Source organism: Dysosmobacter sp. Marseille-Q4140, from assembly GCA_018228705.1.
In the GTDB taxonomy this organism is placed as follows: Bacteria; Bacillota; Clostridia; order Oscillospirales; family Oscillospiraceae; genus Oscillibacter.
The window spans coordinates 1,414,530-1,430,792 of sequence record CP073694.1; the positions used below are offsets into that span (position 1 = coordinate 1,414,530).

At 51.8% G+C, this 16,263-nt stretch carries 15 protein-coding genes and 2 pseudogenes; 1 reads left to right on the plus strand and 16 read right to left on the minus strand.

Going from position 1 to position 16,263, the window contains the following annotated elements; all coding sequences use genetic code 11:
* Positions 1-3 precede the first annotated feature (3 nt).
* The 6 genes and pseudogenes from KFE19_07215 to KFE19_07240 form a co-directional block, all read right to left on the minus strand.
* Entirely contained in the window at positions 4-390 is a 387-nt protein-coding gene (locus tag KFE19_07215; protein QUO39275.1) for a cysteine-rich VLP domain-containing protein, read from the minus strand.
* Positions 380-2,005: a relaxase/mobilization nuclease domain-containing protein gene (locus tag KFE19_07220; protein ID QUO39276.1), complete on the minus strand. Its 1,626-nt coding sequence runs from the start codon at positions 2,003-2,005 to the stop codon at positions 380-382. The genes KFE19_07215 and KFE19_07220 overlap by 11 nt, the downstream gene beginning before the upstream one ends.
* The gene (mobC, locus tag KFE19_07225; GenBank protein QUO39277.1) at positions 1,977-2,375 is read right to left on the minus strand and encodes a plasmid mobilization relaxosome protein MobC; all 399 of its coding nucleotides are present in this window, start codon (positions 2,373-2,375) and stop codon (positions 1,977-1,979) included. Before mobC ends, KFE19_07220 begins: the two co-directional genes overlap by 29 nt.
* Positions 2,376-2,872: 497 nt before the next feature.
* Positions 2,873-3,085: a helix-turn-helix domain-containing protein gene (locus tag KFE19_07230; protein QUO39278.1), complete on the minus strand. Its 213-nt coding sequence runs from the start codon at positions 3,083-3,085 to the stop codon at positions 2,873-2,875.
* Entirely contained in the window at positions 3,078-3,500 is a 423-nt protein-coding gene (locus tag KFE19_07235; protein ID QUO39279.1) for a sigma-70 family RNA polymerase sigma factor, read from the minus strand. Before KFE19_07235 ends, KFE19_07230 begins: the two co-directional genes overlap by 8 nt.
* A 171-nt stretch (positions 3,501-3,671) precedes the next feature.
* Positions 3,672-4,055: pseudogene (locus KFE19_07240) on the minus strand (class I SAM-dependent methyltransferase).
* 68 nt (positions 4,056-4,123) lie between these two features.
* Between KFE19_07240 and KFE19_07245 the strand changes: the two are divergent.
* Positions 4,124-5,089: an IS5 family transposase gene (locus tag KFE19_07245; protein QUO39552.1), complete on the plus strand. Its 966-nt coding sequence runs from the start codon at positions 4,124-4,126 to the stop codon at positions 5,087-5,089.
* 100 nt (positions 5,090-5,189) lie between these two features.
* On the opposite strand, the pseudogene KFE19_07250 reads toward KFE19_07245, so the two are convergent.
* The 10 genes and pseudogenes from KFE19_07250 to KFE19_07295 all read right to left on the minus strand — a co-directional run bounded on the left by KFE19_07250 (position 5,190) and on the right by KFE19_07295 (position 16,234).
* Positions 5,190-5,576: pseudogene (locus tag KFE19_07250) on the minus strand (class I SAM-dependent methyltransferase).
* Between the two features lie 50 nt (positions 5,577-5,626).
* Positions 5,627-7,546, minus strand: coding sequence for a tetracycline resistance ribosomal protection protein Tet(W) (tet(W), locus tag KFE19_07255; protein ID QUO39280.1), 1,920 nt, complete (start codon positions 7,544-7,546; stop codon positions 5,627-5,629).
* A 640-nt stretch (positions 7,547-8,186) separates the two neighbouring features.
* Positions 8,187-8,327, minus strand: coding sequence for a hypothetical protein (locus tag KFE19_07260; GenBank protein QUO39281.1), 141 nt, complete (start codon positions 8,325-8,327; stop codon positions 8,187-8,189).
* Between the two features lie 32 nt (positions 8,328-8,359).
* The gene (locus KFE19_07265) at positions 8,360-9,814 is read right to left on the minus strand and encodes a type IV secretory system conjugative DNA transfer family protein (protein ID QUO39553.1); all 1,455 of its coding nucleotides are present in this window, start codon (positions 9,812-9,814) and stop codon (positions 8,360-8,362) included.
* A gap of 178 nt (positions 9,815-9,992) precedes the next feature.
* Positions 9,993-11,894: an AAA family ATPase gene (locus KFE19_07270; GenBank protein ID QUO39554.1), complete on the minus strand. Its 1,902-nt coding sequence runs from the start codon at positions 11,892-11,894 to the stop codon at positions 9,993-9,995.
* A 518-nt stretch (positions 11,895-12,412) separates the two neighbouring features.
* The gene (locus KFE19_07275; GenBank protein ID QUO39555.1) at positions 12,413-13,921 is read right to left on the minus strand and encodes a MobA/MobL family protein; all 1,509 of its coding nucleotides are present in this window, start codon (positions 13,919-13,921) and stop codon (positions 12,413-12,415) included.
* A gap of 241 nt (positions 13,922-14,162) precedes the next feature.
* Positions 14,163-14,459 (minus strand): DUF3847 domain-containing protein, encoded by a 297-nt coding sequence (locus KFE19_07280; GenBank protein ID QUO39282.1) that lies wholly within the window; start codon positions 14,457-14,459, stop codon positions 14,163-14,165.
* Between the two features lie 131 nt (positions 14,460-14,590).
* On the minus strand, positions 14,591-15,424 hold the full coding sequence (locus tag KFE19_07285; protein QUO39283.1) for a methyltransferase domain-containing protein: 834 nt from the start codon (positions 15,422-15,424) through the stop codon (positions 14,591-14,593).
* A gap of 185 nt (positions 15,425-15,609) precedes the next feature.
* A complete protein-coding gene (locus KFE19_07290) occupies positions 15,610-15,906 on the minus strand; it encodes a hypothetical protein (protein QUO39284.1) in 297 nt (98 codons plus the stop codon).
* 133 nt (positions 15,907-16,039) lie between these two features.
* Positions 16,040-16,234, minus strand: coding sequence for a transposon-encoded TnpW family protein (locus KFE19_07295; protein QUO39285.1), 195 nt, complete (start codon positions 16,232-16,234; stop codon positions 16,040-16,042).
* Between the last annotated feature and the right edge of the window lie 29 nt (positions 16,235-16,263).

Sequence of the window (16,263 nt, forward strand, 5' to 3'; positions counted from 1 at the left end):
GATTTATGCGGGTTTGAAAGGCTCTAAAGCGTGACATCTCTGCCTTTGTTTCCGCTTTCTCTCGGCGGCTTTGATTTTCTTCATGCGCCCGGCGCAGTCGGGGCAGTATTTTCCCCGGTTGGATTTGGGGACAAAGGCCGCCCCGCAGACGGCACACCGTTTCCGGCTTCCCCGGCACAAGAGGGCTGCGGCCAGCTCCCCGTCAAGGGGCAGGACAGCCACACGGAACCAGTGGCACATGAGGGAAAAGGAAATGCTCTGGACGCACACGCAAGGCTCCCCGTCGTCCAATAGCAGGCAGTTCCCCTCATCGTAGTTACAGCACTCATGTACCAGCCGCCGCGCCCGCCGGTGCTGGCGGTAGTCCATGTGGGGCAGGTTATCGCTCATGGCTCTGCTCCTTTCTGCGGTGCGGCTCGTCCCGGCGCAAAATCTGGTCGATGTTCCGCTTGACGGTCTGCAACTCCTTGAACCGCTGTTTCTGTTCGTGATAGGTGTTATACAGGCCGTCTTTCTCGGAGATAAGCTGCTCGATCTCGGCCTGCAACGCTTTCCGGGCGGGCAGCTTGGTAATGCCATGCGCCTTGAAATACCGGGCTGCTGCGTCGGCTATGATAAAATCGCTCTCATGGGCCTGCCGGTATGCGGCGCGGGCTTTCTCGGATTTCTGTGCCCGCAGCCCGTCGCGGGCGGCCTTGGTCTGGGCGTAGGCCAACACCTGCCGCTGCAACTTCTTTTTCCCTTGCAGCTTCGTTTCCAGTGCTTTCAGTTCGCCGCTGGTCTGGCGCATTTTCTGATAGGCGGTGTCAACGGCGGCTTCTAACTGCTCCGGGGAAGTAAAGCCGTATTGCTGGTAGACGGACAGCGTTTTGGCGGCCTGCTTCAGATTGTGTATCTTCGCCCAGCGTTCATAGCCCCGGCCTTTGCCCTCGGCCATTTTCTGCTCAATGTCCACAAGCCGCTGCACTCCGTCCTGTTTCGGGGCGGCTATCTCGGCTCTGGCAACCTGCAAGCGGTCTTTTATGGTGCGTGGGGGATCGGGGGATCTGGCTGGCGCTTCGGCTGCTCTGGCGGCGTTTTGCTCTAAAACGGCAAAGACAGCGGCGCGGTCAAAATCGTCGCCCAGCTTCCGGGCGGTAATTGGCTTTGTCCTGTCCGGCGTGAGGTAGGAAAGCCGCCCCCGGCTCTCCTTGACGGTCACACCCTCCTGCAGCAACAGAGAGGAAAACTCGTCAAAGCTGGCGGCGGTGGCAAGGGCTTTCCGTAGGGTCTGCCGCAGCTTCTCCTTGTTCGTTTCAAACTTGGTCTGCCGGGGCGTGATACTATCGGCAATCATGGGGGCGTTCTGCTTGTCCAGCGCGGCCTGTCCCTTTTTCTGCGCCCAATACTCCCGGTCGGTGACGCGGTTCTTGCTGCCGTTCAAGAGGTCGATTTGATAAAGCCCCTCCCGGTGGCACATCTCCATGACTTCGGATTTGAAGTAGCGCAGGGCAGCGTCGGTACATCGGTGCTTGCAGCCGACTTTCGTATCGGCCGGCCTGTCCATGTAGGGCAGGAACGGCACTTCCTCAATCCGCAGGCTGTTTATGACGATATGCACATGAATGTTGCCGCTGTGGTTATGCCCGTCCGGGTGGGTGCAGACAAGGGCCTGGTGGCCGGGAAAATGCTCTTTACAGAATTGTTCCCCCAACGCCTGCGCCCGGTCTACGGTCAGGCCGTTGTCCGGCCCGTCCCGCGGGTCAAAGCTGATGATGTAGTGGTGGCTTTTCACATCTTCCCGCCGCTGGTTTTTCTGATAGCGGAGATTGGCCCGCATACACGCAACGGCAAAATCCTCCCCGTCGCAGTTCAGCGTGGACAGCCGGTAGTCCTCGCGGGGGATAAGCCTGCCGGTTTCATCAAGGACGGGCTTCATGGTAAACTCGTCATGCTCAAAGAGAAGATATTGCTCGGCGGCTCCGTAGTCGGCGTTTTTAGAGTTGATATGCTTGAGTGTTGCCAACCGCGTCACCTACTTTCTTGAGGACTTCATACTTGAGGACGGCAAGGTCGGATATGGCGGCGCGTACCTCGCCGGAAAGGGTGTTGTAGGGTACGCCGTATTCGTTCAGATACCGGGCAATCTGATTGAGGTTGCCGCCGATCCTGCCGTACTCGGCTGTCAGCTTCCCGACAGCGGAAAGCAACTCGTCATTGACCGACGACACATGGACAACCGGGCGTATGGTCGCCCGCCGTATCGCCTGCCGGAGAAATTCGGACTGGCTGATACCATAGGGCGCAAGCCGCGCTGTGAAGTCGGCATACTCATCTTCGGACAGCCGGGTTTTCACAACGCGGCTGCGGTGGGGCGTGTTGTATTTCTTTCGCATGGTGTGACCTCCTTTCTCGCCCGTAAGGGCGCATGAGCAGGGTTTGGGGAAGGCACTCCCCAACAAGTTTCCCGCGAGGGGCAAAACTGCAGAATTGCGGATTTTGGCACCGTGGTAGAAACTTGCTCTCCGTGACTGCAAACTTTCTCTCACTTCCGTCCGCCACTTTTTTGGAAAACTGCAACCACAAAAGTTTGTTTCTCTTTTTCTGCTACTACTAATCCTGTAAAGGGCATTCCTGCCCGCTTTCGCTAAAATGACACCGGACGCAGTGGTTTCTACCCGGTGTTGGAGAAATCCTTTCTCTTTGCCCTCTACTACGGGTAAATGCTCCAAATGCCAAACACCAGGGCAGAAAAATTCCCTCCTCGCTTACTACTACAACCGGCAGGGGGCAAAATGGCCGGGAGCGGAGCCGGACAACAAAAAAAGCAGTAAATCTTTTTCAAGACTTACTGCTTTCGCTGGCCGCGTCGGTGGCGGCTGGTATTCAGTTTTTATGACTTGTCCGGTGGTTCGTCAAGCCGGAACTTGAATTGACAGTCAATTAACCGCTGCTTTACATAGTCCTCCACCTCGGCGTTGACCTGCCCGTTCACTTTTGAGAAATAGCGGATATATCCGGCGTAGTGGAGCAGGACAGCGTTCACGGCTTCTGGGTCGCCCTCACGGGCTTTGAGGATTGTTTCATAGGGGAGAAGTCTACTCATACCGGCTCACCCCCATTTCTTCGCGTAGCCGCTGCAAGGCAAGCTGGATATGCCGCCCCGCTGTGCTGCGTGACCGGCCAATACACGCGCCGATCACGCGCTGCGGCTGGCGCAGAAAGTAATAGCGCAGGATTTCTTCCCGCGTCTGCTCCGGCAAAACAGAGATCGCGTCGGCAAGGGCGGCGTTGCAGAGCAGGACGGTCTGACCGCAGACGGTAAATGGGTATTCCTCGTCCGGCTCCGACGCGGCAAACTGGACAAACTTCTCGTTCATCAGATAGTCAAGGGAAACTTGCCGTTCCCATTGCCGTTTAAGCTTCAAAATCTTGTCCAAGGCGGCACAGCGGATAACAGTCTTGCAAAAGGCGTTGTACCTGCGCTGGATATATTCTTGATAGGCTATCTGGTCGGTCATGGAAATTCCCCTTTCTGAATAATAGTGCGGGGCGGTGGCACTTCTTGCTGTCGCCCCTTGATTGCCTACCAGCAAAGGCGGGCGGGGCTGTCAACGGCTGCGCATATGCGCCGTTCATCTTGACCGTTGACTGGCTCGGCTGGGTTTGCTATTTACCCGACAAACTTGAATTTATTTTAAGCTATCACGTTTTACCTTCTTAAGCCTTACTATCATTACCATAGGAATTTCTTTGTTGGTTTTAAAACATTCTTCATAAAATCCATCAATGACAAATCCAGCTCTAAAACAAAGGTTAAAAATATCTTGTATGGAACGATGATAATAAATCTGCTCTTTCGGTTGCCCTTCAATCGCTATATCATAGTAACTGTGCGGTGTCATATATTTTTCAGTCAACGTGACAAAACAAGGGTGTTGCGTTGCAAAGACAAAAATTCCGCTTTCCTGCAACAGTTCATAAACAGCCATAAGAAGTGGTTCAATATCCGTAATATCCATAATTGCCATATTAGAAACTGCTTTCGTAAAGGCTCGATTTCTTTTTAATTCTAAGGCAATACCGCACAGAAAAGTAGGCGCGATACTGCCAGGAGTGATATAATAAGACCATGGATAAACAGATGACAATGTCTGCGCTTAGTGATGAGTTGGCGCAGGTACGGACAAAGAAGAAAGAATTTCTAGCCCAGATCGAGCGGATCGTCCCGTGGAAGGAATGGCTTACGCTGATCCAGCCGTGCTATTACAAAGGAGAGCGCGGCAATAAACCCTATCCACTGGAGACCATGCTGCGGTTGTATCTGCTGCAAAATCTGTATGACCTGAGTGATGAAGCAACAGCGGCGGAGGCAATCGACAGCCGGGCATTTTCAGATTTCTGCGGCGTTGATTCCAGCAATCAGGTGCCGAACGGAGATACCATTGGCCGCTTTCGGAACCTGCTGGTGAAGAATGGACTGCAGGAGAAACTGTTTGCACAAGTTGTTACCGCGCTCACTGAACAGGGCCTTATCCTGAAAAAGGGAACGATCGTAGATTCCACCATTATTTCCGCGCCGTCTTCCACCAAGAACAAGGAGAAAAAGCGGGATCCGGATGCACATCAGGTCAAGAAGGGCAACACATGGCACTTTGGCTATAAAGCCCATGTTGGGGTGGATAAGGACAGCGGACTGGTACACACAGTGGAGGCGACACCAGCCAATGTCCATGATGTGACGCAGACTTCATCCCTGCTGACCGGTGAGGAAGATGTCGTTTACGGCGACAGTGGCTATCTTGGAGCCGGGAACCGTGAGGACGCGATCGTTCGGAACAAATCCGGACGCAAGATCAAATACAAAATTAACCGACGTCCATCTCAATTAAAAAAGCTGAGCAAGAGCGGCCAGTATGCCGCAAAGAAAGTAGAACACGCAAAGTCTTCTGTTCGGGCAAAAGTAGAGCACGTATTCGGTGTCGTCAAGAAACAGCTGCAATTTCGAAAAACGCGATACCGAGGGCTCGAAAAACAGCGAGCCAAATTCAATATCATGTTCGCATTGGCGAATCTGCTTCTGGCTGACAGGCCCTGCCTGGCGGCTTGAAGTTGTGCGCTCTCGCGAAGAAATGCGCCGGGAAGCCTATGGTTTCCTGCCTGATAGGTGATTCGACAGCGCTTGCCTCAGCAATTGTGCGGTGCTGCCCTAATATACTTTTTCTATCGGTCGCATCCGCCACACAAAATTCAATTTGTTTTGCATATTGTGATTGCCGTCTTTTAGCCAATTCTATCATTTTTTTGCTGTAATCAAAAGCGACAACCGAAGCGCCTCTTTGTGCAAGATACGAAGAATAATTTCCATTGCCACACGCAATATCCAAAATGTAATCCGCAGGATTAGGAGATAGAAGTTCCGTTACTTTGGGACGCACTACCTCTCTGTGAAATTCATTAGATTCGTCACCCATTGCATTATCCCAAAATTGTGCGTTCTCCTCCCAGATTTTTTTACTTTCCTCTGTTCCCATGTTCTCTCCCACTCCCCAAATTTGCTTTTTTGCTTCCATTAAATCTTCCTTACTATATTCCATTGTTACCCTCCATAACTTCTGATTGTTGCCGTCTTGACGATTATGTATCTTTACATTACCTTCTGAAACATATGGCGCACCTTGTCCAGGCGGCTGTTTGGACGGCGGGGCTGGATGACCGGCTGACCGACAGCGGCCTGATATCCTTTCAGCTCTGTAAGGCATACGCTCCGCCCGTTGGTGTAAAAGGCCAGATCAGTACGGTATGCCTGTATACAGCGGGCGGGAATCTCGCCAGTAAAGACAACTTCATCCTTTTTTACCTGGGCCGTTTCGATGGTGGCACAGTATTTCGGTGCATCATGATAAGCCCTGGAAAGGTATTCCTGGGGCGCATAGAGGATGAAGGAGAGATAAGGTTCCAGCAGCTGCGTCCCCGATTCCTTCAATGCCTGTTCCAATACAATCGGGGCCAATGAGCGGAAGTCCGCCGGCGTGCTGACCGGACTGTAATAAAGCCCGTATTCAAAGCAAATCTTACAGTCCGTTACGTTCCAGCCGAACAAGCCCTGCTCCAGCCCGTAACGGATACCATCCCTGACAGCGTTTTGAAAACTCTGGTTCAAGTATCCCAGCGAAACCCGGCTCTCGTATTGTACACCGGAGCCAAGCGAGAGTGGTGTAACAGACAGTCCTATGGATGCCCAAAACGGGTTGGGCGGCACCTCGATATGGATGGTGTGGCTGGCTGCTTTGAGCGGCCGCTCCATATAAATGACGGAGGGTTCCTTTACCACTGTTTCAAGCTTGTATTTTTCCGACAGCAAAGCGGAAACAACCTCCAACTGCACCCGGCCCAAAAAAGAAAGAATGATCTCATGGGTGATGGAATCCACTTCGCAACGCAAAAGCGGGTCAGTATCCGCAAGTTGCGTAAGAGCGTCCAGCAGCCGTTCTCTTTGCGCTGCCGTTTTCGGCGCAATCGTCGTCCGCAGCATGGGGAGGGGGTCCTCGCGCCACCTTTTACGAGGGAGCCGGGTTTGGTCCCCTAATACATCGTTTAACCTCACGCTGTCGCTGGGAAGGATAACAATTTCACCCTGATAAGCGGTGTCTGTCCGAACAATTTCCCCTTTGGATGGAATACGCATCTCTGTGATTTTCAGCTTTTCTCTCCCGGCCAGGGCCACCGTATCCCGCAGGCGCAGCGTTCCGCTGTATAACCGTAGATAGACACGCCGCTGGCCGCAATCGGTGTACTCAACCTTGAAAACGCTGCCGCATAGGGCGGCGCCCCCCTGTTCCCCAATCGGTTGGAACAGCCCTGTCACCGCATCCATCAACGGTTGAATGCCAAGGCCATTTTTGGCGCTGCCATGATAGACTGGGAACAGGGAGGCGTCTTGAACCCGCTGCTGTTCCTCCCGCGCAAGTTTTTCCCGGCTGATTGGTTCTCCTGCGATATACTTTTCCAATAATTCATCGTTATTTTCGATGACCGCATCCCATGCTTCTATGTCGGTATTTTCCTCCAGGACTATTTCCGGGGACAGCGACACCGTCTGCTTGATGATAATATCGGCGGAGAGCTTATCCCGAACAGACTGAACCACGCTCTGCAAATCAACGCCAGCCTGGTCGATCTTGTTGATAAAGATAACGGTGGGAATGTTCATTTTCCGCAGGGCATGGAACAGAATACGGGTCTGGGCCTGCACGCCATCTTTAGCGGAGATCACCAAGATGGCCCCATCTAAAACAGCCAAAGAGCGGTACACCTCCGCCAAAAAATCCATGTGGCCGGGCGTATCCACAATGTTAACTTTACATCTGTGCCACTGGAAGGAAGTGACTGCCGCTTGAATGGTAATCCCACGCTGCCGCTCCAAAAACATGGTGTCCGTCCTCGTTGTCCCTTTTTCGACGCTCCCCGGTTCTGAAATGGCTCCGCTGGCATATAGCAGGCTCTCCGTCAAGGTCGTCTTTCCAGCGTCTACATGGGCAAGAATTCCAATATTGATTATTTTCATGTGATTGTCCTCCCTTTACAGCCCCAAAGGGCATAAAAATCCCCAGCAGTAAAATACTTTTACCACTGGGGATTATAAGTTGCGGACATACACATATACAGCATACACCTGTTTGTGATTGCTGTTTTTGGGGATATGTCAAAATTGATAAGGCAAAAGTATTCTTAAATTGGGTACAAAAAACTAAGCCCCTACAAAAGGAGCTATCATAATCCTTTGTTCCCACTATTTGATTATAGTTTTATTTAAGAATACCTTGCCGCATATTTTTTACTCCTTTTCTGGATTAAATCATTGTATCACATCAGTTTTAGGAAAGCAAGTACCTAAAAGAAATTTTTCTTCCCCTTATATGTAACAATCATACCGGCTTCCTAGCGTTCAGAATGTTTTCTGCTGTCTGCTGTGGTGTTTGGTTGGAATTGTCCAACCAAAAGCCGATCCGTGGTGTTGTCTGCATTTTACTAAATACAAATTCAATGTATACAGAAAGATATAAGGAGTGGGAGGGATTCCGCCGTAGTTGGCATTGTAGGAAAATCCAAAAGTTTAGATTTTCCCACAATGCTTATCTTTTGGTCTTTGGTTCGGAATAGTGTAGTGCTGGCGGTCTATCTCTTGTTTTCGGTTGCTTGCTTCCTTACCGTACATGAGCATTGGAGGCAGGGTTGTCCTGGCCGTAACCTTCCAGGAGGTTGATGCCGCCCCACACGCACAGGCCGCCGCCCAGCGCAATCACCAGAGTCTGCAATACGTCGATAGCGTTAGTGAAAAAATCCATAAATCATATTTCCTTTCTTCGTTGTAGAATTGTTATTGAAGGTCCGTTGCTGTCAATTCGTACATCTCGAAAGGCTCATCCGGCTTTACGATGGCCGGTTTGCGTTTCATGTACCGTTCCATATCAAAGAGGTACTTCTTGTCGGCGTCGGCGGTGTATTTGTAGTTCGGATGCTTCGTCAGGTCGTACTTGTCCGAGAGGAACGGGCGCACGCCCCGCAGCATGAAGATACACTTGCCTCCGTCCATCACTGCCAATTCGTCTTGTGTCATCAGCTCCTTTCCCAATTTTTGATAGGTGAGGCCGTGGGAAACCTGGCTGCCGCGGTTCTCCGATTGATTGAAACTGTCAATCGTTTCTTTCCCCAGCAGCTCCGAAATTTCTTTCAGGGTGGATTTCTCCTTGCCTCCCAAAAACAAGGTGCTGTCGCAGTTACCCACGATGGTATCCGCCGCGTCCTTGTAGATGGTCTTTAACTGGCTTTGCGACTGCAAAATAATAGAAGCCGAGATCTCCCGGCTCCGGATGGTGGCGATCAGCTTGTCGAAGTTCGGGATTTGCCCGATGTTCGCGAACTCGTCCAGCAGGCACCGCACATGGACCGGCAGGCGGCCCCCGTAGAAGTCGTCCGCCTTGTCGCACAGGAGGTTGAAAAGCTGGGAGTACATGAGCGCCGCCACAAAATTGAAGGTGCTGTCTGTATCCGAGAGGATGACAAACAGCGCCGATTTGCGGTCGCCCAGGGTATCCAGCTCCAGCTCGTCCTCCGCCATGAGGTCCCGCAGCTCCTGGATGTCAAAGGGAGAAAGGCGGGCGCCGCAGCTAATCAGTATGGATTTCAGAGTTTTGCCGGCGGCTAATTTGAATTTGCGATACTGCTTCACGGCGAAGTGATCCGGGTGTTCTTTCTCCAACTTTGCAAAGAGCAGGTCAACAGGGCTTTGAAATTCCTCGTCGTCCTCTCTGGCCTCCGATGCGTTGATGAGTTCCAGCAGCGTGAGGAAGTTTCGCTCCTCCGGCTCCGCCTCGTACCAGATGTACCCGATCAGTGCGCAGTACAAAAGCCGTTCGGCCTTGACCCAAAAATCTTCGGAGGATTTTTCTCCGTCGCCTTTGGTGTTGGCAATGATGACATTGACCAATTTGAGGATGTCTTTCTCCGACCGGATATAGGCGAAGGGGTTGTATTTCATGCTCTTTTTGAAGTTGATGGTATTGAGGACTTTAATGCGGTACGGTTCATAAATGACCTTCCCGCGGGCGTCCCGCATAGGCTTTCCGTTCTCGTCCAGCTTGGGGGCGCCCCTCCGCAGCATGGTTCCCACCTCGGACAAAAGCTGTCCTTTGGGATCAGTGACCACATAGGAACTGTGCATCTGCATGAGGGAGGGCTTGACGAAGAACCGGGTTTTGCCGCTGCCGCTGCCGCCGATGACCAAAATATTCTTGTTCCTGGCGTACTTGGGCTCCTTGGGGCGGCTCGACATGGTGATCCGCTCCGTCTGGGTCATGGGGATGTTGTTGAAAAAATCCTTGTCCATGTAAGGGGCGATGTCGGCCTGGGTGCCCCATGAAGCGTTTTGTCAAGTGCTTTTTTGAGTTATTGACGCAAATTCTTGTGAAAGTGCGAAAGTGCAAAGTGCAAAGGGTCTGCGTTTTGCACTTTCAGCTTGCGGGTTCGGGTGGCTGCTTCTTCTTGATGAAGTTATACCATTGACCGCCGACACGCCTTGCGCCTAAAATACCGCCCATGTTGCGCTTGGCGTTCTGTACCGTCCTCTCGGATATTCCGGCTTCGGCTGCGGCCTTTACAATGTCCTCGCTGGCAAGTTCTTTCCCGTCTGCAAGCAGGTCAAGTATCAGCTTCTCGGCTTGCTCGGTCTTGGTGGCGGTGTTCCCGCCCGCGCCGGATAGCAGCTCGTCGGCGGTTATGTCATATTCGCCTATCCATGAAAAGCCTGTTTCCGGGTCAAGGCAAAAGGCAACGGGCTTGCCCTCCGGCGCAAGGGAAGATTTGTCATGGACGATAACGCGCACATTCGGCTCCCGCTTCACGCGCCCGATCAGCAGGACGCTCCTTGCTGCGGCGCGGAAGTCAATAGAACCTAAGCCCCGGTATGCGCTCTGTCCTCCGGCGGCTTTGTTCAAGTGTCCGATAAGGATAACGGCGCACCCGGTACGCTCGGCAACATCGGCAAGGCGGCGGAACATGGGGCGCACTTCGTTTGCCCTGTTCATGTCGGTCTTTTCGCCCATGTACGCCTGTATGGGGTCAAGGATAATCAACCGCGCCCCGTTCTGCGTGATTGCCTTTTCTATGCGCTCGTCGGAGAGGGTAAGCTCCCGTTTGGCTTCATCAATCACAAGCACGCGGTCAAGGTCGGCTTCGGCTTCTATCAAGCGGGGCTTGACGGTATCGCCCAGCCCGTCCTCGGCGGTCTGGTAAATCACTTGGAATGGCGGCAAGGGCTTCATTCCCGGCAGCGTTCCCCCGGTGGTGCAGGCGGCGGCAAGGCGTAGGGCAAAGGTGGTCTTGCCCTCGCCGGGGTTGCCTTGCACAATGGTTACTTTCCCAAAAGGGATATACGGCTCCCATAGCCATTCAACGGTCTGTGTGTCAACCTCGCTCATGCGGATAATCTCGACGGTTTCTTCCTGCGGCGGTTCTTTCAATCCGTAAACCGCTTCCCGGATATACTTCCCGTCTGTGATTTCTGCCCGGTGCTGCAATACCTCGTTCCAGTCCTTGTAAAGCGGCACAAGGCGGTGGACGGTCAAGCCCTCCGGCACAAGCTCCGCAAGGCGGCTGCAAGCGTCGTTTCCGGCTTGGTCGCTGTCAAGGCAGAGGTAAACGGTCTTGATGTTCGGGCGGTCAGAGAGGAAACGCAACAGGGCTTTTTCTCCCACGCCGCCCAATGACAAATAGCTCTGCTTCTGCCACGCCTTTTTGAACAGGCAGAGGAAAGAGAGCAGGTCAACGGGGGCTTCAAAGACAAAAAGCCTGTCACCCTCGCCTCGGTAGCAGAAATTAAAGGCTTTGTCGCTGCCTTTCACATCAAACCGGAAGTTTCCCGCCGTTCCCTTGCTGTGGGCGTAGCGCGGTATTCCGTCCTCGTCCCGCCCCACAAATACGGCGTTGTGGTGGGCTGCGTCCTCGTAAATATCGCCGCGGGCAAAGAAAAAGCCCGTCACATCATCATCAATGCGGCGGGCTGCTGTGAGGTAGTTCCTCGCTATTCTGTTGTCGTTGTTTGGGGGCGGTAGCCGGAAGTCGGAAAGGGACGCGTGGCAAGGTCTGTCCGGCGGCGGTGCGGCTCCCTTTTCTCCTGTGAGAAGTTCCACGGCTTCGGTGAAGCTCTTGCCGAAAAACTCCATGACAAAATCAACGGGGCCGCCGCCCTTGCTCTGGCTGTGCCTGTACCATTTGTTTCCCCGGACGGTCAAGCTGTCGTGCCGTTTCCAGCGGTATTCATTCCCGGCGCGGGTAAGCTGCTCGCCCTGTGATTGCAGGAAAGAAACAAGGTCGGCTTGGTTCGCCCGGTTTATCTGTTCTTGGGTGTAATACATGGTTGATACCTCGCTTTCTTCGGTTGAATTGTTCATAGTTTCTAAGTATAATAAAAACAACAAATTGGAAGTTATCATAAAGATGGTGCGATATATGATTTTTAAGGGATTTCCATACTATTTGGGGGCAATTGCGACAACAAAATGTATAAGAGCGATTTTATTTGTGTTTGTGCCTGGCAAAAACGGAGATAGGGTTACCCTGGATTCTTGTACTGGATGGGTTAGGCACATGGGAAGATTTTACGAGAGCAGGACATATTCATTTTTGTTAGATACACAATTGTCGAAAGGGAATATAGAGGTCCTTTTGCTGGATAAGAAGAAGCACCCCATATTAAAACTCAATGAACACTCTCCATCCGGTACAATAGCCTTAGATGGAAAGAGCAGATATTATCTGCGTTGGGAATTTAGGAGTGCCTCTGGTAAATGTAAGCTACAATGGTAAAAGCAAATCCCGGTTTATCGGAAAGCATTTAGGACGGACAAGCTGGACAGCTTGCCCGTCCTTTTCCTTATCGCTCCTGTTCATGCCGCTTGGCGCGGGTCTGCTCCGGCTGGTCGGCTTTCAGCGCAATATCAACGCACTTGCGGATATTGTGCAGTTCGGCAACCTCGGCGCGGGTTTCTTTCAGCTTGGTATATTCCGCTGTTCTCTGCCCGCTGAGAGTGGCGTACTCTTTTTCCCATTCAGAGATAGGCAAGGTCTTTGTCCCTTTCGGCAGATTTGCATGGAGATAGCGGCTCGCTGCGTTCCATAGGGTCAACTCGGCGCGGTGGGCTTCCTCGTACTTGTCGCGCTTGCTCGTCCAGCCATTTTTCAGCTTTTTCAGCTCGTCGTGAATGGGCTTGTACTCGGTGTAGTTCTTCCCGTATTCAATCAGCTTTTGTAATTCTTTCATGCGCTTCTCGGCGGTTTTCATGCCCGCCCGGATAGCGTCGGCTTGGTCGCTGACAGAGGAAAGGGTAGCGTCCAGCTCCGCAAGGGTGGAAATGCCATGCTCGGAAAGATAGCCTACTGCCTTTGCAACGGTTTTCAGTTCATCGGCGGCGTGCTGCCTTTGCCAACTTTGCGAATACTTCCGGCTCTTTTCTCTCTGAACGCTTAAATACTTCATCAGCAGATTTGCAAGGCCGGGGGATTGCGGGGGCTGCTCCGGGGCGTTTTCCCGCGCCTTGAACAGTTCGCCAATCCATTCTTTGAGCTTTCCAATCTGCGCCCGGATTTCCCGGATAAGGCGGTTTGCCTTTTGGATATTCCGGTTCAGCTCGCCTTTCTCGGTGGCTATGCCTTTCTTCTCCATTTGACAAGCCGCTACGCCCATGTGGACGGTAGGCAGCTCGTCAATGCCGCGCTCGGCGTTACTGCGGTGGTCGATACGCTCCGGGCGTCCGGCGCGTTCAAGGTAGGCATTTGAAATATCCGCCCATGCCTTGCGCCATAAAAGCGCGTTGCCCTTGTCGTTCCAGCCTGTGAGGTCAACTTTGTGTGTCTTGTATCTGCCGCTTGGTAAGCGTATGCGCTCGCCGTTCTCGTCAATGTCATATTCCTTTTTGGACTTCGCCGCCCATGCGCCGCGCTCGTCAAGGGGGCGCATAGTAAGCATGATATGACAATGGGGGTTGCCGCTGTCGGTGTCGTGAATGGCAAAATCAACGCACATTCCTCTGGAAACAAATTGAGAGGAACAGTATTCCCGGACAAGCCGGATCTGTTCCTCTCTGGATAATTCTATGGGGAGTGCTGCGTCAATCTCTCTGGCAAGCTGGGCGTTCCCGGTTTTCTCGTAAAGCTCCACACTGTTCCATAGGGTAGCGCGGTCAGAGAAAGAGGGCGGGGCATGGGGCGGCAATAGGATTTCCGTATGGACAACACCGCCTTTGCGGGTGTAGTCGTGGGTCATTCCGTCCCACTCATTTGTCAACTTTTCGCCGCTTCGGTAGGCGGCTGCGGCAACGGCTGATTTGCCCTTGCCCCGGCTGACAATGCTGATATTACAATGGTAGATGGCTATGGGTATCACCTCCCGGATAGGATAATAAAACCCGCAAAAATGGTACAGACGCCAACGGCGGGTGTACTGTTTTTGTGGGTGTGCAGGGATAGCCGCGTAAGCGGCGCAAGGGGTGCAGCCCCTTGTTGCGGCAAAGCCGCCAATGTCGGTCAGAGAGGGAAGCAAGCGGCTTTCTCTCTGTGCCGACAAGCCCTCGGCAGAGCGCACGCACCCGTAAGGGTGTATAAGTGCGCCCTTTGTGCCAAAGGGATTATTCGCTTTTCCCGCCCTTGGTGCGTTTTTTCAGATAAGCCCGCGCTTCCTCGCTCGTCAAGGCAAGCCGGAGAAAGGCGGCGGCTTCCTCGTCGGTCATGGTCTTGGCTTCCGGCACAATGCTCTCAAAGACCGCACCCCGGACGATCAGCCGATGGCTGCGCGTCCTGCGTTCCTCTTGGGATAACTTTTGCCGCAACACCTTTTCCCGGTTTTCAAGCTGCCGGATTTTCTTCTTCCCGTCCTCAATCTCGGCTTGCAATTCCTCGCGGTTTTTTTCTCTCGGTTTCGTCATGGGTGGTCACTCCTTTCTACCTGTCGGCATAGAAAAAGGACAGTCGATTTCCTCGGCTGTCCTTTTGATTAGGGTGTTTGGTTTACTCCGTTCTGCTCAATAAATGGGAATATTAAATATCAATACGCCCTTTAATACATTCCTATTAAAACATCAGCTTCGATTGTCAAATGTGTGAGAGTACACCAATCAACGCAATCTTTTTCAACGCAAAAGAGAAGCGGCGTCATTTCAATAAACGACATTCTTTGTTCTGATGACAACTGTACGGTGGCTGAAACCGTTTCTCTTGAAATGGTTTTAAGATATTTCTCAAAATATTCAACGACAGACTCATTTGAATAATCTGGATTTTTCAAGTGTGCTTGCACTTTAGTCCTAATTTCCCTCAAATGATTTTTCGTAGGAATTACTTTCACAACATATCCGTTAGGAGATAGCAATCGCTGAAATTCTTTGTAGTGTGCAGGCGAAAATATGTCTAAAATACAATCCATACTTCCGTCTTTCAAAGGGATTTTTGATAAGTCAGTAACAAACCACTTCACTGCTTTGCGCTTGTCTTTTTTTGATGCAATCTGTATTGCCTCCCTTGACAAGTCAAAAGCAAAGATGTTTCGTTCTGTTCTTTGCTGTATCTGCCTTGCATAGAAACCCTCGCCGCAACCAACATCTAAAATGTTTCTTATAGATGGCGTATCAGAAATAAACTGTATGATTTTCTCCAACACAACATCATACATGCCATACTCCAAAATTTGGTGCCGGTTGTCAAAAGACCGCTTGCTGTAGTTGGTTTTGGGCGATGATTTTAACAACAAATTTACATACCCATATCTTGAAATATCAAAGCAATGTCCATGTCTACAAATTAGGCTATTGCCTTGTATATCCATTGATTTTGTGCAAATTGGGCATTGAAAATAAACCTTGCTGTCTGCAAAGCGTGATAAATTATTATTCATTTGTTTTTCCTCCGTAATTACATCTCTGCTTCAATAAGCGAGTTATGCAGTACGGATAACCGCAACATAACTCGCGGTTTTATCTTAATCTCATGAATGTAACCATTGTGTTGTCCTCCAATCAATTCCGCAGTATTACTCTGCTTTTAGAAAAAGTATAGCACAAAACTATGAACATTTCCACTCTATTTCAGCCTGTCGGCGGCGTTGCTCTCTCTGGCGTACCGCCGCGCCGCTTCCCGCCGTTCCTCGCTGTATGGGGCGGTCAGACGGAAAGAGAAGCGGCCTTTCTCAATGTCAAACTCCATGCAGCCCGTTTCCGGGTCTGCGTCGGTCTGGCGGCACACATCGGGGTGCTGCTCGGCATAGGCGGCAAGCCGCTTCTTCAAGTCGGTATTGTGGGTACGGATATGGATCAACGGGTCTTTCTCATCAAACCAGATGTCTGTGGTCTTTTTTTGCTTGGGAAGCCCTGTTCGCATAAACTCTCCTTTCTGCGCCCCTGTTACGCAATAGGGGCATTTTTCGGGTGTTTTCTCCGGCTCTTGACTTGGGGAAAATGGGGATTTTCAAATAGAAACCGCCCCGGCGAACCATTCTTCGTCCGGGCGGTTCCTATCGCGTGATTTTCGTTTTTTCCGGCTCTTGACCGTCCTGCAAGCTGTCGGCAAGTATCACTTTGAGCAGCTTGTCGCGGAATGTTTCTGTGCCGCTGTGGTTGAAAAACAACTCCGCAACGATGGTCTGTCCGTCCCTCTGTGTCGTGATAACACTGTCGGGGGATTGAGGTGTCCCGTTCTGTTCTGCCATAGGCGGCTCCTTTCTCTGGGTGCAAAAGA

Excerpts from the sequence above, each read along its gene's own strand:
- KFE19_07285 (QUO39283.1), bottom strand. The coding sequence starts at position 15,424 with ATGAATAATAATTTATCACGCTTTGCAGACAGCAAGGTTTATTTTCAA.
- KFE19_07260 (QUO39281.1), bottom strand. The coding sequence starts at position 8,327 with ATGGATTTTTTCACTAACGCTATCGACGTATTGCAGACTCTGGTGATT.
- KFE19_07215 (QUO39275.1), bottom strand. The coding sequence starts at position 390 with ATGAGCGATAACCTGCCCCACATGGACTACCGCCAGCACCGGCGGGCG.
- KFE19_07290 (QUO39284.1), bottom strand. The coding sequence starts at position 15,906 with ATGCGAACAGGGCTTCCCAAGCAAAAAAAGACCACAGACATCTGGTTT.
- KFE19_07270 (QUO39554.1), bottom strand. The coding sequence starts at position 11,894 with ATGTATTACACCCAAGAACAGATAAACCGGGCGAACCAAGCCGACCTT.
- KFE19_07295 (QUO39285.1), bottom strand. The coding sequence starts at position 16,234 with ATGGCAGAACAGAACGGGACACCTCAATCCCCCGACAGTGTTATCACG.
- KFE19_07245 (QUO39552.1), top strand. The coding sequence starts at position 4,124 with ATGACAATGTCTGCGCTTAGTGATGAGTTGGCGCAGGTACGGACAAAG.
- KFE19_07265 (QUO39553.1), bottom strand. The coding sequence starts at position 9,814 with ATGTCGAGCCGCCCCAAGGAGCCCAAGTACGCCAGGAACAAGAATATT.
- KFE19_07230 (QUO39278.1), bottom strand. The coding sequence starts at position 3,085 with ATGAGTAGACTTCTCCCCTATGAAACAATCCTCAAAGCCCGTGAGGGC.
- KFE19_07280 (QUO39282.1), bottom strand. The coding sequence starts at position 14,459 with ATGACGAAACCGAGAGAAAAAAACCGCGAGGAATTGCAAGCCGAGATT.
- mobC (QUO39277.1), bottom strand. The coding sequence starts at position 2,375 with ATGCGAAAGAAATACAACACGCCCCACCGCAGCCGCGTTGTGAAAACC.
- KFE19_07235 (QUO39279.1), bottom strand. The coding sequence starts at position 3,500 with ATGACCGACCAGATAGCCTATCAAGAATATATCCAGCGCAGGTACAAC.